The 17367-nt window shown below is 71.5% G+C and carries 13 protein-coding genes and 2 tRNA genes; 2 read left to right on the forward strand and 13 right to left on the reverse strand.

Translation table 11 applies throughout. From position 1 onward, the window contains the following. The 3 genes from LZ495_RS27060 to LZ495_RS27075 form a co-directional block, all read right to left on the reverse strand. Window positions 1-476: tyrosine-type recombinase/integrase (locus LZ495_RS27060; protein WP_235055521.1), on the reverse strand; the 476-nt coding region annotated here is incomplete at its 3' end. Window positions 477-600: 124 nt separating this feature from the next. Next, window positions 601-674, reverse strand: a tRNA-Pro gene (locus LZ495_RS27065). A 407-nt stretch (window positions 675-1081) separates the two neighbouring features. After that, a complete protein-coding gene (locus LZ495_RS27075; protein WP_235055522.1) occupies window positions 1082-1231 on the reverse strand; it encodes a hypothetical protein in 150 nt (49 codons plus the stop codon). A 109-nt stretch (window positions 1232-1340) separates the two neighbouring features. Between LZ495_RS27075 and LZ495_RS27080 the strand changes: the two genes are divergently transcribed. Then, window positions 1341-1412 (forward strand) — tRNA-Ser (locus tag LZ495_RS27080). A 2-nt stretch (window positions 1413-1414) separates the two neighbouring features. Continuing rightward, complete coding sequence (locus LZ495_RS27085; protein ID WP_235055523.1) at window positions 1415-3712, forward strand: hypothetical protein; 2298 nt, start codon at window positions 1415-1417, stop codon at window positions 3710-3712. 152 nt (window positions 3713-3864) lie between these two features. Here LZ495_RS27085 and LZ495_RS27090 read toward each other — a convergent pair whose 3' ends face one another. From LZ495_RS27090 to LZ495_RS27135, 10 genes are all read right to left on the reverse strand, one after another. Continuing rightward, window positions 3865-5679: an ABC transporter ATP-binding protein gene (locus LZ495_RS27090; protein WP_235055627.1), complete on the reverse strand. Its 1815-nt coding sequence runs from the start codon at window positions 5677-5679 to the stop codon at window positions 3865-3867. Window positions 5680-5912: 233 nt separating this feature from the next. Continuing rightward, window positions 5913-7646, reverse strand: coding sequence for an ABC transporter ATP-binding protein (locus tag LZ495_RS27095; RefSeq protein WP_235055524.1), 1734 nt, complete (start codon window positions 7644-7646; stop codon window positions 5913-5915). A 389-nt stretch (window positions 7647-8035) separates the two neighbouring features. Beyond that, on the reverse strand, window positions 8036-9130 hold the full coding sequence (locus tag LZ495_RS27100) for an alcohol dehydrogenase catalytic domain-containing protein (protein WP_235055525.1): 1095 nt from the start codon (window positions 9128-9130) through the stop codon (window positions 8036-8038). Then, window positions 9130-11613: an acetate--CoA ligase family protein gene (locus tag LZ495_RS27105; protein ID WP_372498654.1), complete on the reverse strand. Its 2484-nt coding sequence runs from the start codon at window positions 11611-11613 to the stop codon at window positions 9130-9132. The genes LZ495_RS27100 and LZ495_RS27105 overlap by 1 nt, the downstream gene beginning before the upstream one ends. Next, on the reverse strand, window positions 11610-12173 hold the full coding sequence (locus LZ495_RS27110; RefSeq protein ID WP_235055527.1) for a DUF7700 domain-containing protein: 564 nt from the start codon (window positions 12171-12173) through the stop codon (window positions 11610-11612). The genes LZ495_RS27105 and LZ495_RS27110 overlap by 4 nt, the downstream gene beginning before the upstream one ends. Before the next feature lie 4 nt (window positions 12174-12177). Next, window positions 12178-13059, reverse strand: a complete 882-nt coding sequence (locus LZ495_RS27115) for an amidohydrolase family protein (RefSeq protein ID WP_235055528.1) — start codon at window positions 13057-13059, stop codon at window positions 12178-12180. Between the two features lie 31 nt (window positions 13060-13090). After that, complete coding sequence (locus LZ495_RS45000) at window positions 13091-14473, reverse strand: phenylacetate--CoA ligase family protein (protein WP_235055529.1); 1383 nt, start codon at window positions 14471-14473, stop codon at window positions 13091-13093. Window positions 14474-14551: 78 nt separating this feature from the next. Beyond that, complete coding sequence (locus LZ495_RS27125) at window positions 14552-15697, reverse strand: amidohydrolase family protein (RefSeq protein WP_235055530.1); 1146 nt, start codon at window positions 15695-15697, stop codon at window positions 14552-14554. Further along, complete coding sequence (locus LZ495_RS27130) at window positions 15697-16872, reverse strand: amidohydrolase family protein (protein ID WP_235055531.1); 1176 nt, start codon at window positions 16870-16872, stop codon at window positions 15697-15699. The genes LZ495_RS27125 and LZ495_RS27130 overlap by 1 nt, the downstream gene beginning before the upstream one ends. An 84-nt stretch (window positions 16873-16956) precedes the next feature. After that, window positions 16957-17355, reverse strand: coding sequence for a Zn-ribbon domain-containing OB-fold protein (locus LZ495_RS27135; RefSeq protein WP_235055532.1), 399 nt, complete (start codon window positions 17353-17355; stop codon window positions 16957-16959). Between the last annotated feature and the right edge of the window lie 12 nt (window positions 17356-17367).

Here is a 17367-nt window from a genome sequence, read left to right on the forward strand (position 1 = left end):
AGCCGGATGATGGCTTCGTCGCGGAGTTGGAGGAAGGTGCGTCCTTTGCATGCGGCCAGGACGGTGGTGGTGTCGGCTTCGGTGATGACGGGGACGAGTTTCTGAGCGGGTTTGGGTTGGCGGACGCGTTCCATGGGGGAGCGGTCGATCTCCTGCTCGTCGAGCATGAGCCACTTGAAGAACTGCTGGAGTGCCTTGTGCTTGTTCAGTGCGGTGGATGCGGAGCGGGTCTCGATCATCCAGGCCTGGAAGTACTCGACGTGGGCGCGGGTGACCTGGCAGGGGTCTTCGGCGGCGTCGTCGGCGTCCGGGTCGGGTGATTCCTCGGCGAGGTAGCGGGCCAGCTGGGCCGCGGCGAGGAGGTAGTTGTAGCGGGTCGTCTCCGGGTGGCCGGCCGACCGCAGACACCGATCCCAATCCCGCAGAAAGCCGGTCCACGTCGGACCGCTACCGAGAGTGAGTTTTTCAAGATTCAAAAGGGCCATCGGAAACCACCCGAGTCAAGGAGTCCAGGAGCGCCGTGCTCTGACTCGAAGATCGGTTCCGAGGCAAACGCAAAGGGCCTCCGCAGGCTTTCACCTGCGAAGACCCTTCGCACCGTCGGGACGACAGGATTTGAACCTGCGACCCCTTGACCCCCAGTCAAGTGCGCTACCAAGCTGCGCCACGTCCCGGTGCCCGGCTGGCCGAGCACGGAAACCATACCGCACATAGGGGGTGCCTTCGCCACTTGGTTGTCGGTGGGGTGGGTGACGGGGAGCGAGGGGGTCGGTGCGGTGCGGAGTCAGGTGGGGAGGCGTGGGGTGAGGGGTGTGAGGGGACGCGGGGATTTGGCCGGATTGCGCGGGAGTGGGACGGGGGCGGGGGTGGGTGGGGAGGATCGGTCGGTCGGGATCGGTCGGGCTGGTGGGAGGGGTTTGGGGATGCGCGGCAAGGTTGCGGGGTTGGTGGGGGTTGCGGGGGCTGTGGTGGTCGGGGTTGTGGGGGTGGCCGGGCCGGCGCAGGCCGGGGGTAATGGGCAGCAGGTGGTCTTCACGGATCGGAATGGGGACACCTGGTCGCTGTATCTGACGGGGACGAATCAGAGCGGCACGGTGGTCAGCGTCTGCGTGGCGACGCCGGGGAGGGACACCACCGTGGCGGGGTACTGGTGGAAGGGGCGGCTGGACTTCCGGGGGTACGCGGGGGCGAACTGCACGGGGGCGAGTACGGGTTGGGGTGCGGAGAACATTCCGGTGAGTCAGGGGACGGATTACGTGTACATCCAGGTCCGATAGGGGCGGACCAGGCGTAATGGCGTTGCGGGGTGGGGTGTGGTGGGGGTGGGATGGTCCGGCGATCGGCGTGTAGCTCAGTAGGAGAGCGCCGGGCTTGAGACCCGGAGGGCGCAGGGGCAGGACCTGCCACGTCGGCTATGGATGAGAACGAGGTACGGGTAGGGGCCGGGTACGCGGGTCTTCAGTTGGCGAAGGCATTGGCGACGGCTTCGGGGCATGAAGATGCGGCGGTGCGGGCGCGGGCCGAGGGGCGGGTCCGGGACTGGCGGCGTGTGGTGGCCGAGGTGGCCGCGGGGCGTGTGACGGTCGGGTCGCGGACGCCGGTGAAGGGGCTGCCGGTGTGGGTGACTCCGCGGGTGATGCGGGGTGGGTTCGCCACCGGTGAGGCCGCTGCGGGCGGGGAGCTTCTCGGGCATGAGGTCGCCGCGGTACTGCGGGCCGGGTTGGCGGATGGGGATCGGCGGGGGCTGTTCGCGTACTGGTTGTCGGATGCGGGGCTCGCGGAGCTGTGGGCCTTGTTGGACAGCGGGCAGTACGCGGTCGACGTGCCCGAAGAGGCGGCGCTGCTCGTGGTCGCGTGGCTGGTGCGGGCCGGGGAGCGGGCGGCGGCTCTGGAGTTGCTGGAGGAGCTGAGGCCGTTCGCCGGGCGGCTGCGGTTTGCGCCGCGGCCGGCGTATGTACCGGTGTCGGACGGGACGTCGGTGCATCGGCAGACCGTGGGCGAGGTGCGGGTCGCGCTGGGGCGGCGGGGGCCGAATCGGGCCGTGGACGCGATGCGCGAGGCGCTGACCGTGTGGAATCCGTTTGCGGACGAGTTGCTGGCGCATTGGCTGGAGACCGTCGAGGGCGGCCGTGTGGGGGTGGTGCGGCCGGCCGGGTGGGAGGCGCGCGGGCGGGAGCTTTTGGCGCGGTACGGGCGGCTGGCGGCGGAGCACACGCTGTGTGGCAAGCACCGGAAGCCGAAGGAGAACGCGGCGATCCTGCGCGCTGCGCTCGAGGTGGCGGTGCGGGGGCGGAGGCTGGATCCGCGCCGGTACGGGCTGCTTCAGGTCGCGGTCGACGCGATGGTCGCGCGGCGCGGTACGCCCGGTTCGGCGGAGCATGCCGGTTTGAGGGGGCGTCAGGCAGAGGTTGCGGCGCGGCCGACGTGGCAGGCCCTGGCGCGGGTCCTGGTGGCGCGGCTGGCGGTGCTGCCGGATGAGGCGGCGCCGGCGTCGGTGGACGAGCTGGTCGGGCCGGTGACGGAGGAGGAGGGGGCGCGTACGGGCATCCCGGCGGGGAGTGCGATCCCCGCGGCGCTGGCCCGGGTGGTGGAACGTGCCTTGAGTGCGCCGGCGGCGGAGCTGGTCGAGCGCGGGGTGATCCCGTCCGCGGAGGTGTTGGCCGAGGTCATTCCGCAGTTGGTGGCGGTGGCCACGGCCCAGGGGTACCCGGACGAGGCGTTGCGGACGCTGATGGCAGAGGTCCACCGCGCGTTCGCCCGGCGGCGGTCGCTGCTGTTGGTGAACCTGCAGCATCAGGTGCGCTTGGAGGAACTGCCGTGGGTGCGGGCGGTCGAGCCGTACCGGCGTGGGGCGCAGGCGGAGGGGGCACGGAAAGCCCTCGTGGAGCTCGGCGGGCTGGCGCTGGAGGGGTTTCCGGGGACCATCCTGCCGAATCCCTTGATCCAGGAACTCCGCTCGCTGGCACGGGAGTCAGGGCTTGCGGTGCCGTTCACCGAGGAGCTCGCGGCGGACATCTTCATGGGGACGTTCTCCGGCAAGTTCCTGGAGGCGGCAAGGTGCGCGGGCGAGCTGCTCGACGGGACGCTCTACCAGCGGTACTACGGGATCGACTACGCGGCGTTGCGGGCGGCGGACGAGCCTGCGAAGGGGGTCTACGGGGTACGCACGTCCGAGGCGTTCGCGCAGATGTGCCGTGCGCGGGTCGGGACGCTGAAGCCCGGCTCGTGGGTCGCGGCGAACGGCACGGTGATCGAGCAGGCGCAGATCCTCACCACGCACAATCTGGCTGCCCTGGTGCACCCGGTGGGTGTGGATCCGCAGGCCGGGTGGCCGGAGTTGGCGCGGCGGGCGTTCGCGGGTGTGTGCCGACTGGTCGGGCGGATCGAGGGCAATCCGCGCGCGCTGGGGACCATCAAGGACGCGGCGTACGCGTGGCGTCAGACGGTGTTCTTTCTGGCGTTGTGCGGGCTGGAGGAGCAGGACGCGGTCGTGGTGTGGTGCCAGGAGCTGGCGGACCGGCAGCCGCCGCATGCTGCGGCGCGGCTTGCCCCGGTGCTGGGCGGGCTGCGGTACGTGATGGCCGGCGGCAGCTTGGACGACGGGGCGGGGGCGGAGGCGGAGGCGGAAGCGGGGGCGGAAGCGGGCGCCCGCCTCTTCCTGGGCTGGAGTATCGGCGGCCATTGGATGCGCTTGGTGCGTCCGGCCGCGTAAGCATGCTGACGTGCCCGCGTACCCGCGTACCGACGTACCCGCGTACCGACGTGCCCGCGTACCGGCGCCCCGACGTCCCGGTGTGCCGCAAAAGAAAAGGCCGGAGGGGCGTCTCCCGACGCTCCTCCGGCCTTCTCGGCTCCCGTAGGTGATCAGTCCACCTCGGCCGGCGCCTCCGCGAACTGGGACTCGTACAGGCGCGCGTACGGGCCGCCTGCGGCCAGGAGTTGGTGGTGGCTTCCCTGTTCGACGATCGCGCCGGCCTCCATCACCAGGATGGTGTCCGCGTCGCGGATGGTGGAGAGGCGGTGGGCGATGACGAAGGCGGTGCGGCCGTCGCGCAGGCGGGCCATGGCGCGCTGGATGAGGACCTCGGTGCGGGTGTCGACGGAGCTGGTGGCCTCGTCGAGGACCAGGATGGTCGGTTCCGCGAGGAAGGCCCGGGCGATGGTGATGAGCTGCTTCTCGCCCGCGCTGATGCCGGTGCCCTCGTCGTCGACGACGGTGTCGTAGCCGTCCGGGAGGGTGCGGATGAAGCGGTCCGCGTGGGCGGCCTTGGCGGCGGCGCAGATCTGGTCGCGGGTGGCGCCGGAGGTGCCGTACGCGATGTTGTCCGCGATGGTGCCGCCGAACAGCCAGGTGTCCTGGAGGACCATGCCGACCGCGGAGCGGAGTTCGTCGCGGGACATGTCGGCGGTGTCGACGCCGTCCAGGGTGATGCGGCCTCCGGTGACTTCGTAGAAGCGCATGAGGAGGTTGACCAGGGTGGTCTTGCCGGCGCCGGTGGGTCCGACGATGGCGACCGTCTCGCCGGGGCGGACGGTGAGGGACAGGTCGGAGATGAGCGGCTTGGCGGGGGTGTAGGAGAAGGCGACGTTCTCGAACGCCACGCGGCCGCGGAGGGTGTCCGGGCGGGCCCGGACGACCGGGTCGGGGCTTTGCTCGGGGGCGTCGAGGAGTTCGAAGACGCGCTCGGCGGAGGCCACCCCGGACTGCACCAGGTTGGCCATCGAAGCGGCCTGGGTGAGCGGCTGGCTGAACTGCCGCGAGTACTGCACGAAGGCCTGGACGTCGCCGATGGACAGCGCCCCGGACGAGACGCGCAGGCCGCCGATGACGGCCACCACGACGTAGTTGAGGTTGCCGATGAACATCATCGCGGGCTGCATCATCCCGGAGACGAACTGCGCCTTGAACGAGGCGTTGTAGAGCTTCTCGTTCTCGGTGCGGAAGATCTCCGCGGACTCGTCCTGGCGGCCGAAGACCTTGACCAGGGCGTGCCCGGTGTACATCTCCTCGATGTGCGCGTTGAGCTTGCCGGTGGTCTTCCACTGCTGGATGAACTGCGGCTGCGCCTTCTTGCCGATCCGGGCCGCGACGAAGATGGAGATCGGCACGGTGATCAGTGCGACGAGCGCGAGCAGCCAGGAGATCCAGAACATCATGCCGAGCACGCCGACGATGGTGAGCAGGGAGAAGAGCAGCTGGCTCATCGTCTGCTGCAGGGTCTGGCCGACGTTGTCGATGTCGTTGGTGACGCGGCTGAGCACCTCGCCGCGCGGCTGCGTGTCGAAGTAGGAGAGCGGGAGCCGGGAGAGCTTCTCCTCGACCTGGGTGCGCAGGCGCTTCACGGCGCGCTGGAGCACGCGGTTGGCGAGGCGCGACTGGATGATCGAGAACACTCCGGACGCGACGTACACGGCCGTGGCCCAGCCCAGGATCACCCCGACCGCGCCGAAGTCGACGCCGTTCGGGCCGAACGCGCCGGTGAAGATCTCGTCGGTGGCCTCGCCCAGGATCTTCGGGCCGATGACGGACGTCGCGACGGCGAGGAGGGCGAGGCCGATGATGGCGTAGACGGCGAGGCGGTCGCCCTCGAGGAGCTTGAGGAATCGCGCGCCCGAGCGCTTGAAGTCGAGGGACTTCTCGGCCGGCTGGCCGCCCATGAAGCGGCCGGGGCCGGCCATGGGCTGGGGTCCGCGCCGCGGGGCGCTCGCGGTCTCGGGGCCGGCTTCGCTGTCGGTGCCTGCCTCGGCGTCGGTGGCGGCCTCGGCGACCACCGCGGCCGCCGCGCCGTTCTCGGACGCGGTCGCCACGGCCGTCTCGACGGCGAACCCGACCGCGTTCTCCGCGGCGGCCTTCGAAGCGGCGTCTTCGGACTCGGGCGTGGATCCGGACGCCCGGGCATCGGTTCGCTCGGTCACGCCGCCTCCTCCTCGGTGAGCTGGGACAGCACGATCTCGCGGTACGTCGGGTTCGACGCCATGAGCTCGTTGTGCGTCCCCTCCCCCACCACCTCGCCCTCGTCGAGCACGATGATCCGGTCCGCGTCGCGGATGGTGTTGACGCGCTGCGCCACGATGATGACCGTGGCCTCGCCGATCTCGCGGGCCAGCGCGGCGCGCAGCCGGGCATCGGTCGCGTAGTCGAGGGCCGAGAACGAGTCGTCGAACAGGTAGACCTCGGGCTTGCGGACCAGCGCCCGCGCGATGGCGAGCCGCTGGCGCTGACCGCCCGAGACGTTGGTGCCGCCCTGCGAGATGGGCGCGTCCAGGCCTTCGGGGAGTTCGTCGACGAACGCCTTGGCCTGGGCGACCTCCAGCGCGTGCCAGAGGTCGGCGTCGGTGGCGTCCGGGTTGCCGTAGCGCAGGTTGGACGCGATGGTCCCGGAGAACAGGTACGGCTTCTGCGGCACCAGCGCGACGACGCGCGCCAGCAGTGCCGGGTCCAGTTCGCGTACGTCGACCCCGTCGACGAGCACCTCGCCCTCGGTGGCGTCGGAGAGCCGGGGCAGCAGGCTGAGCAGGGTGGACTTGCCGCTGCCGGTCGAGCCGATGACCGCGGTGGTCTCGCCGGGGCGGGCGGTGAAGCCGATGCCGCGCAGCACCGCGGCCTCGGCGCCCGGGTAGCGGAAGCCGACGTCGCGCAGTTCCACGTGGCCGTGCCGGGTGACGCTGCGCACCGGGTTCACCGGCGGGGCGACGGTGGTCTCGGTGTCGAGGACTTCCTGGATGCGCTCGGCGCACACCTCGGCGCGCGGCACCATCATGAACATGAAGGTGGCCATCATGACCGACATCAGGATCTGCATGAGGTAGCTGAGGAACGCGGTGAGCGAGCCGATCTGCATGCCGCCGTCCGCGATCCGGTGCGCGCCGAACCACATGACGGCCACCGACGACAGGCTGACCACGGTCATGACCAGCGGGAACATCAGCGCCATGATGCGGCCGACGCGCCAGGACACGTCCGTGAGTTCCTCGTTGGCGGCCTCGAAGCGCTCCCGCTCGTGCTCGTCCTTGACGAACGCGCGGATCACCCGCAGGCCGGTGATCTGCTCGCGCAGGATGCGGTTGACCGTGTCGATGTCGTCCTGCATCTTGCGGAACAGCGGGCGCAGCCGCGCGACGATGACGCCCACGATGATGCCGAGTGTCGGCACGATCGCGATGAGCAGCATGGACAGCGGGACGTCCTGGTTGAGCGCCAGGATGATCCCGCCGACGCACATGATGGGCGCCGACACCATGAGCGTGAACGTCATGAGGACCAGCATCTGGACCTGCTGGATGTCGTTCGTGGTCCGGGTGATCAGCGACGCGGCGCCGAACTGCCCGACCTCGCGGGCCGAGAAGGACTGGACCCGCTCGAACACCGCGCCGCGCACGTCGCGGCCGAGCGCCATGGCGGTACGGGCACCGAAGTAGACGGCGCCGATCGCGCACACGATCTGCAGGACCGAGACGGCGAGCATGACGCCGCCGGTGCGCCAGATGTACGCGTTGTCGCCGCGCACGACGCCCTTGTCGATGATGTCGGCGTTCAGGGTGGGCAGGTACAGGGTCGCGGAGGTCTGGACGAGCTGGAGGATCACCAGCAGTCCGATGGCCCCGGAGTAGGGCTTCAGATGAGCCCTGACGAGTTTGATCAGCACACGCGGTCTCTCTCACACAGCGGATCTCGCGGTCGCCCGGCCTGGACCGTCCAGGCTGTCCGCCGCTCCGCACCGAGCGTGCATGCCGAAGCGCACCCCCGGCGGGGCGAAGTTACATGTAATCAGCATGCAGCCGACCGCGTCCCGGGATTTTCGGCAATTTTGGACGCCCGCCGAAAATTGTGCCGCCCGTCACACCCGCCCGGGGCGTCCGGCGACACGCGTGCTGACCTGGCGGGACAAGGGACGCGCGGACGGCGGTCCGGGCCGCCCTCGGCCACCCGTCGGCGCGCCTCCGGCCACCGGGTTTTACGGGGGCTTGGCCAGCTGATTGCCCGGCTTTGTGACGACCCGATGGTCGTACCTGCGTCAGCGCGGAACCACCGGCCTCAGAACGTCACCACCGCCCGTGCGACGCTGCCCGCCCGGACCTCGGCGATCGTCGTGTTGATGTCGTCCAGTGCGACCGTCGTGGTGATCAGCCGGCCCAGGTCGAGGCGGCCGGCCGCGGCCAGGTCGACGAGTTTGGGCAGGTCGCGGGCCGGGAGGCCGCCGCCGCCCGCGCAGCCCTTGAGGGTGCGGTTGAAGAAGAGCTGCTGCGGAGGGATGCTGATCGGCTCGTTCGGCGGGCTGCCGACCATGACCGTGGTGCCGCCGTCCCGGGTGGCCGCGAAGGCCTTGGCGAGCACGCCCGGCACGCCGGTGGCGTCGAACGCGTAGTCGACCCCGCCGTCCAGCAGCTTGGCGACCTGCTCGGTCAGGTCGTCGCCGGACACCAGCGTGTCCGTGGCCCCGAAGTCCTCGGCCAGGGCGAGCTTGGCGGGGTTCACGTCGGCGACCACGATCCGGGCCGCGCCGGCGAGGACCGCGCCCTGCAGGACGTTGAGTCCGACGCCGCCCGCGCCCACCACCAGCACGCTCGAACCCGGCTCGACCTGCGCAGTGTTGAGCACCGCGCCCACCCCGGTGACGACCCCGCAGGCCAGCAGGCAGGCCTGCTCCAGCGGCAGCGTGTCCGGCACCCGGACCAGCATCTCCTCGTTCACCACGGCGTACTCGGCGAAGGACCCGATGCCGATGAACGGGTACGCGGGCTGCCCGTCCACCCGCAGCCGCGTGGTGCCGTCCCGCATGCGGCCCAGCTGGCTCATCCGGATCGGGCTGCGGCAGCCGCCGTACGCGCCGCGCCGGCACGATTCGCAGCGTCCGCAGTTGCCGGTCATCGCGATGACCACCCGGTCGCCGGCGGCCGCGCCGGTCACGCCCTCCCCCACGCGCTCGACGACGCCCGCGCTCTCGTGGCCGAGGATCGCGGGCAGTTCGCGGACCACCGGGCTCTTGCCGTCGACGGCTTTCAGGTCGGAGCCGCAGATGCCGGACGCGGCGATCCGGACCAGTACCTCGCCGGGCCCGGGTTCGGCGATCTCGACATCGTCGCGGACGTCCAGCGGCGCATGGAACTCGCTGAGTACGGCGGCGCGCATCACAACTCCTCTCCAGGGTGGCCCCCGGCAGACGACAAGAACTGGGTCACATGGGCGACATCGGGCAGCCGCTCGGCGAACTCGCCCCGAGCCGCGGACGACTGGAGCCGCCGCACCGCCGCGATCGCGGTCGCGGCCTGGTCGAGGTCGCGGAAGACCGGGATGCCCGAGCCCGCACACGCCGCCAGCACCGCTTCGGCGTCCGCGGCCGGGGCGCAGTCGAGGTTGCGCAGGACCAGGCTCAGCCGGACGCCGTGCCGGTCCAGGCCGCCGATGTCCGCGACCAGGGCGAGCAGCGGCACCGCCCCGGTGTCCGCATAGCCGTAGTACGACTGGACGTTGACGTGCATGAGCACGTCGCCGTACGCCGCGTCCGGCAGGACGGCGTCGAGCACCCGGGCGAACGCGTCGGGCCCGGTGGCCGGGCCGAGCGGGATCTCGACGGGGTTGGCCAGCGAGGTCCCGGCGCCGTAGCCGCGGCCGCGCAGCACTGCGGCGGCCGGCGCGGGCAGCGGGCCGACCTCGAGCCCGGCCCGGTCGCAGGCGTCGGTGGCCAGGACGGACGCGCCGCCGCCCGGGCCGACGACCAGGACCCCGGGCCCGGCGTCGGAGGGCGACGCCGGGGCCGGGTGGCGCTGCAGCAGGGCGAGTACCGCGAGGAAGTCCTCGAGGGTGCGGACGACGGTCATGCCGGACGCCGTCGCGAGCGCCCCCCACATGCGCTCGTCGCCCGCGAGTGCGCCGGTGTGCGAGGCGGCGGCGCGCGCCCCTTGGCGGCTCAGGCCGCCGACAAGGGCGACGACCGGCTTGCCGCGGTGTGCGGCGCGCCGGACGGCACGGGCCAGCCGCTCGCCGCCGCCGGTGCCTTCGAGGTACATGCCGATGACGCGGGTACCGGGGTCGTCGGCGAAGTGCTCGACGAGTTCGGCGGCGCCGACGTCGGCCGCGTTGCCGATCGTGACGAGCCCGGAGAAGCGCAGGCCGCGCCGGGTCCCGGCGGCCACGATGTCGCCGGCGAGCCCGCCGCTCTGGGAGACCACGCCGATCGTGCCGGCCTCGCGTTCGGCGCCGAGCTGGAAGGTCTGGCGGCCGGCGGGGGCGTACACGCCGAGGCAGTTCGGCCCGAGGAGGCGTACGCCCGCGCGCCGGGCGGCGGCCAGGAGTTCTGCTTCGAGGGCGGCGTCGCCGGCTTCCCGGAAGCCGCCGCTGACCACGTGGGCGAACCGGACGTGCCCGGCCGCGGCGGTGAGCAGCGCGGGTGTCGCGGCGGCCGGTACGGCGACCAGCAAGTAGTCGATGCCGCCCGGGACATCAGCCGGAGACGGCACGGCCGGGACGCCGTCGATCTCGCGCGCGGACGGGTGGATCGCGTACAGGCCCTCGGTCCGGCCGAAGGACCGGTAGGCGGCCAGGAAGCGGTTCCCGAAGGTCGTCTTCGTGGTCGAGGCGCCGGCCACCGCGACCGTGCGCGGCGCGAACAGGGGCGCGAAGTCCGTACGGGGCGCGGATTCCGTACGAGGCGCGAGTTCCGCGCCGGGCACGAGTCCTATGCGCGGTGCGAGTCCGGTGCGCGGTGCGAGTTCGGTGCCCGCTGCGAGTTCGGTGCGCGGTGCGAAGTCCGCGTGCGGCAGGAACTCCGCCGTGCACCCCGGACCCGCACCTGCCGCGTCCGGCGCGAAATCCGCCGCGGCGAGATCCTCCGCCCGCCGCAGGATCAGCCGCGCGTCGACCGCGACCGCGCCGTCCTTCGTGGCGATCACCGGGTTGCACTCGAACTCGTCGAGCGCATGCCCCGGGTACGCCGAGGCGACCGCCCGCGGCAGCGCGTCCAGTGCGTCGACCAGCCCGGCGAGCGCGTCCAGGTCGACCGGTTCGGCTCCGCGGGCGCCGCGCAGCGCCTCGGCCCCCGGCATCGCGTCGACCAGTTCGGCCCCGGATGCCGTTCCCGCCAGCCGCACGACGGCCTGGTCCAGGGTCTCCGCGAGCGTGCCGCCCAGCCCCAGCAGCATGGCGTCTCCAAACGGGCCGCGCGTGCGGCCGACGATCAACTCGACTCCGGACGCCTGCTGTTCCTCGATCAGCCAGCCGGCCGCGGCAGCGCCGTGGGTGCGCACCCGGGCGGCCATCGCCCGGGCCGCCCCGGCGGCTTCCGACGCGGCCAGCCCGAGTTGCACCGCGCCGACGTCGCTCTTGTGCACGAGCCCAGATCCGTACGCCTTGAGCACGAGCGGTTCGCGCAGCCCCGCGGCCGCCTCGGCAACCGCCTGAGGCCCCTCCTCCACCGGGACCGCCGCACCGCGCGGCACGGCGATCCCGAGCCGCGCCAGCAGCGCCTTCACCTCGTGCTCGGGCACGACCACCCGGCCACCGCCGTCCGCCGCGACCCGAGAGCCGCCCCCATCGGCCACGCCTCGGCCGCCGCCCCCATCGGCCGCGTCCCGGCCGCAGCCCGCATCCGCCGCGTCCCGACCGGTCTCCGTCACGCCCGCGCCGCCCGCCGGTACGCCGAGCGCGCGGCCACCGCCAGCGCCTGGGCCTCGGCCAGAACCGGCTCCAGCACCGCGTTGTCGACCCGCTCGGCCAGCTCCGCCCCGCCGGCCTTGGCCAGCATGTGCGGCAGGCGTGTCCGCAGCCGGTCGAACGCCCAGACGAGCATGTCCCCGCCCGCGGTCACGTCGAACGGCACCACGTTGTTGACCACTTCGCCGTCCGGCCCGGGCCGGTGGTTGTAGTGGTAGTGCGGTTCCGCGTCGAACAGGTCGAAGCGCAGGAACTCGTGCCCGTCCGCCGCGTCGTACACGTGGACGGACACGCCTTCGTCGGAGAAGCCGCCGGCCGGCGACTTCTCCTCCAGTTCGGCGAGGTGGGCGGCGTTGCCCGCGTAGGCGGCCCGCAGCGCCTCCGGGTCCACGTCGCGGTATTCGACGCCGATGCGCACCGCACCCGCATCGAGGATGCGGGTGTTCCCGGCGATCGGCGGCTGCGGCGGGATGCCGTAGACCGCACCCACGGTAGGCCCGGTCTCGTACGCGCTCAGACCCATGCGCTCACGCCCATTTCTCCAGTCGGCCGAAGACTTCGAGAGCCGTCCCGAGCAGCAGCCGCTCACGCGTGTCGGCGCGCAGGTCGAGCCCGGCGATCTGGTCGAGCGCCTTGGCGTGCCCGACCGTGGGGAAGTTGGTGCCGAACAGCACCTTGCGCCGCCCGGGCCCGGCGAGGAACTGGTGGACGGACGCGTGCCAGTGCCGCGGCGGGTAGGCCCCGGTGCCCAGGTAGACGTTCGGGAACTTCATGGCCAGCGCGACGGCCTCGTCCACCCACGGCCATCCGGTGTGCGACAGCACGAACCGCACGCCGGGGAAGTACAGCGCGGGCCGGTCGATGCCGATCGGGTGGCCGCATTCGCTGGCCATCAGGCCGCCCGACGTCCCGGCCTGCATGGCCACCGGCACGTCCAGGTCGGCGCACAGCGCGTACCACGGGTAGTAGTCGGCGTGGTCGAAGCGCCGGTCCCAGCTGTGGGTGTGCAGGTACAGCCCGACCACCGAGTGGTCGCGGGCGATCCGGGCCCGGGCGTCCGCGACGCCGGCCATGCCCCGTGTCGGGTCGACGACGTACAGCGCGCCGAACCGCCCCGGGTGCCGCTGCGCGAGGGCGTCGAACTCGTCCCAGCGCATGGCGTAGTGGTCGTAGTCGCGCGGGTCGATCGCGGCGTGCGCCGACAGGTCCCCGGTCGGCACGAGGACGGTACGCACGCCGAGGGCGTCCATGCGGGCCACCATGGTGTCGCCGTCGCAGAAGGCCTCGTCCTCGCCCTGGCGCACCCGGACGTTGATGCCGGTGGCGGCGATGGCCTCGTGCCAGAGCGCCTGCCGGTCGGGGAAGAAGGCGTTGCACAAGTAGTCGACCACTCCACCGGGAGCGGCCACAGGAGGCACGGCAGGCACGGCAGGTACGGCGTCAGCGCTCATCGCGGAACCTCTTGAGCTTGGGCGAGACGTCGACCCCGGTCCACGCGTCCAGTGCACCGGGTGCCGCGATCTCGGCACGGATGCGGACGCCGAAGCGCTCGCGCAGGGCGTCCTCGACGCTACCGGCAAGATCACCGAACCCCGCGGGGTCCCCCGCCCCCACGACGTGCACGACCATTTCGTCCCGGTTGCCGTCTCGCAGCGCCCGGACGAAGTAGTCGGGTGCGGTCCCGGGCACCGACGTGGCGACCTCGCCGACGACCTCGGGCCACAGGTTCACCCCGCGCAGCTTGACCATGTTGTCGCCGCGCCCCGCGAACGGCCCGATCTTGCGCAGCCACGAGCCGCATCCGCACTGCTGACGTGGCATCAGGTACGACAGGTCCATGATGTTGTAGCGGAACTGCGCGCTGCCGGTCTTGTACAGCTCGGTGACCACCAGCGCGCCGGTCTCCCCGTCCGGCAGCGGTTCCCCGGTCTCCGGGTCGACGACCTGCACCACGAACGCGTCCTCGAAGATGTGCAGCCCGTCGCGGGCCTCGCATTCGACCGCGACGGTCTGCACTTCGTGGAAGCCGTACGTGGCGAAGCACGGCAGCCCGAAGGTCTCCTCCAGGAGCGCGGTGTCGCCGATGTTCGGGATCGCCTTGAGCGCCAGGTCCTTCCGCGGGTCCAGGCCCATCTCGCGGACCACCTCGGCGAGCCGCAGCACATAGTCGCCGGTGGTGAGGATCGCGGTGGCCCCGTATTCGAGCGCCAGCTCGACCTGCTTGCGGCTCGACGTGACGTTGCCCGTCGAGGCGGTGATGACCACGCAGTTGAGCCACTGGTACGCGGCCTCGTCGAAGGAGAAGGCGCCGTTGTGGGTTCCGTACGACCACGAGTTGACGACCACGTCGCCGGGCCGCACGCCCTGCATGTAGAGCTGGCGGGCCTCCAGGATCCCGCCGACCGCGCGGTCCCACGCCGTGTAGAACGTGGGCCGCGAGGCGCCGGTCGTACCGCCGGACATGTACAGCCGCATGGGCTCGCGCACCGCATCGCCGGGCACCACCGCCTGGTAGTCGCCGTAGGGCGGGGCGGCCTCGATGCTGTGCCGGATGTCGTCGACCGTGTACGCGGGGGCGCGCCACAGGTCGCCGAGGGTGCGCAGGTCGCCGGGTGCGAAGCCGGCCGCGTCCCAGCGCCTGCGGTGGAAGGGGATCCGGTACGCCTGGTCGGCCCGGTGCCGCAGCCGGGCCAGCTGGGTGCGCTCGATCTCCTCGGCGGAGGCGAGGTAGGCGCCTTCGAAGTACTCGGGCGGCGGCGGGAACCGCCGTGCTGCCTCGTCGAAGTCGACCGCTTGGTGCGGCCGCCGGATCCCCTGCGACACGTCCCGCCCCCTTCTCCCGGTCTCCCGGCGCCGACCTCGGACCCGCCTCGGACCGCGACCCCGGTCCGGGCCCGTCTCTCAGACGCCGTAAACCCGCGCTGCGTTGCCCGACAAGATGGCCTCGGTGTCCCTCGCGTCCAGTCCGCGGGTGAGTTCCTCGGCCGTCTTGCGGGTGTTGGGCCACAGGCACACGCTGTGCGGGTAGTCGGTCGAGAACATCGCGGCCTTGGCGAGGTACGGGTACGCCCCGGACCGCACGAGGTCGAAGCCGACCCGGTCGTCCAGAACCGTCACGAACAGCTGCTCGCCGAGTGCCGCGCTGGGCGGTGCGGTGACCTGCAGGGTGCCCATCGGGGCCTGGATCTCGAACTGCTCGTCCACGGTCTGCGCCCAGAACGGCAGCCAGCCGAAGTTGACTTCGCCGACCACGAACCGCAGTCCCGGGTGCCGTTCGAACACTCCGGCGAGCGTCATGTACGTCATCTGGCGCGTCGAGCTGAAGAACCGGTGCACGGTCCCGGCCGCGCTGAAGTTGTTGTTCGCGACGTTGTCCCAGTCGCTCTCCTGGGGCTTGCCGCCGAAGGTGCGGTGGTAGGTCAGCGGCAGCCCGTTGCTCTCGGCCGCGTTCCACAGGTCTGCGTAGTAGGGGTCGTGGTAAGGCCGTACCGGGTTGCCGGGCAGGAACGCGGCCTTGGCGCCGGCGGCCATGACGCGTTCGAGTTCGGCGGTGGTGGCCGCCATGCCGTCGTCGACCGGCAGCATGGGCAGGCCGACGACGCGGGTGGGGTCGGCGGCCTGGAACTCGTCGAGGATCCAGTCGTTGTAGGCGAGCATGCAGGCCTGCGCGAGGCCGCGGTCCGCGGCCTGGTAGGTGAAGATCGCGTGGCCCGGGTAGACGACCGAGACGTCGACGCCGTCGGTGTCCATGTCGGCGATGTGCGCGGCGCCGTCGTAGTTGCCCGGCAGGATGTCCTCGAAGCGCAGCCCGGACATGACGTATTCGTCCTTGGTGCGTCCGGCCATCGCCTCGATGCCGTACGTCCGCTTGGGCGGCGTGCCGTCGAAGCTCCAGCCGTCGCCGCCGTCCGCGCCGCGCATCAGGCGCGGTGTGCGGTCGCGGTATTCCGCGGGCACCCGGTCGAACACGTGCGGGGGCTCGTTGACATGGCAGTCCGCCGAGATGATGCGGGTGGTGCCGGCCGTGCGGGCGTCGGGCTGGGTCATCACTTTTCACTCGCTTCGACGAACGAAGTGGGCAGGTAGGAGTCCGGGAACCGGTAGAACGCGACCGGGTTGTCCCAGAGGATCTTGCGCTTGCTCGCGTCCGAGAGGATCTCGGCGCTCTGGCCGAGGAACTCCTCCGTCGTGTGCGGGAATTTGGAGTCCGGATGCGGGAAGTCGCTTTCGAAGACGATGCGGTCGTCGCCCATCCAGCGCACCACGTCGGCCACGAAGGGGTCTTCGCACTCGGTGGAGATCCAGCCGTTGCGCTTGAAGTACTCCGTCGCGTTCATGGTCAGCTCGGGGAACTCGCGCTCCCCCGCCATCTCCAGCTGCTCGTCGATGCGGTGCAGCCAGCTGGGCAGCCAGCCGCAGCCGGCCTCCAGGTACGCGACGCGCAGCCGCGGGAAGCGCTCGAAGACGCCGTGCACGATCATCGAGGTGATGACGCCCATGGTCTCGAACGGGTGGACGACGGTGTGCCACTCGGTGAAGGTCTTGTACCGGTCGTGGCCGAACGACTGGCCCTTGAGTCCCATGAACTCGTGTGTCCCGAAAGCCACATCCAGGTCCTGGAGGAGCTCCCACAGCGGGTCGTAGTACCGGTCGCCGAGGGTGCGCCCGTCGAACAGGTTCGGGCGCGCCCAGAAGCAGCGGGTGCCCAGGTGCTCGTAGGCGTACGCGACCTCTTCGACCGCGCGGCCGATGTCGACGAGCGGGACCGGTCCTGACGCGTGCACGCGGTTGCCCGACGTCTCGCGCATCTCCTGGCCCCAGCGGTTGTACGCGCGGGCCATGGCGGCCTGGAGTTCGGGGTCGATGCCGTCGAACCACATGTCGTACTCGGGCCCGTAGACCACCGCGACGTCGATGCCGTCGCGGGCCAGCGCGGCGGCCACCCGGTCACCGGTGAAGCCGTTGAGCAGCAGGTCGTCGCCGTAGATGCGGCGCATGTCGTCGGTGGTCCAGTTGATGACCTCCTGGAACCGCCCGTAGACGATGGTCTCGTGCTGCGTCCAGCGTCCGTCCACGGTCACCGGGTTGTACGAGTCGAACTCCGGGAACGGCTGCCGGCGCCCGAAGCGCTGCGCGTGCTTCTTGTCGAGGAACCGCGTCCACAGGTCGCGCGGGTAGATCACATGGGCGTCCGCGTCGAAGACCTTGAATCCGTTGCGCATCGCGAGACCTGCCTTGGCTGGAGGAGGGTCCGACAGAACTGCTGCCGCCGTGCGCACGCATCCTGCCCCCGCCCCCTCACTAAATCAAGCGATCGACTGAATTATGCGCCAGCGCAGCAGCGCCGCGGGCGGGTCGCCCGGGCAGTCCGCGAATCCCGCCTCGACCTGCGCACCGATCACCAACCGCGGGTCGTCGTACGGACCTTCGAAAGCGCCCGGAAGCACCAGGTCGGGCTGCTCGGCCATCCGGACGTTGAGCACCACGTACGGCGCCGGCACCCCGGGCAGGAACACGTGGTGGTTGACGATCCAACTGGCCACCTCGCCGCGCCCGGACGCGGGCTGCCAGCGCCACGCGAACGCCCCGCAGGCATGGCACATGGCCCGGGCCGGCCAGCGCCACGTCTGGCATTCCGAGCAGCGCTGGAAGATCAGCGCGTGCGCCGCCAGCGACGCCCACCATTCGGTCGAGTCGCGATCCATCGACGGATGCAC

Source organism: Yinghuangia soli (genome assembly GCF_021502675.1).
Classification (GTDB): Bacteria; Actinomycetota; Actinomycetes; order Streptomycetales; family Streptomycetaceae; genus Yinghuangia; species Yinghuangia soli.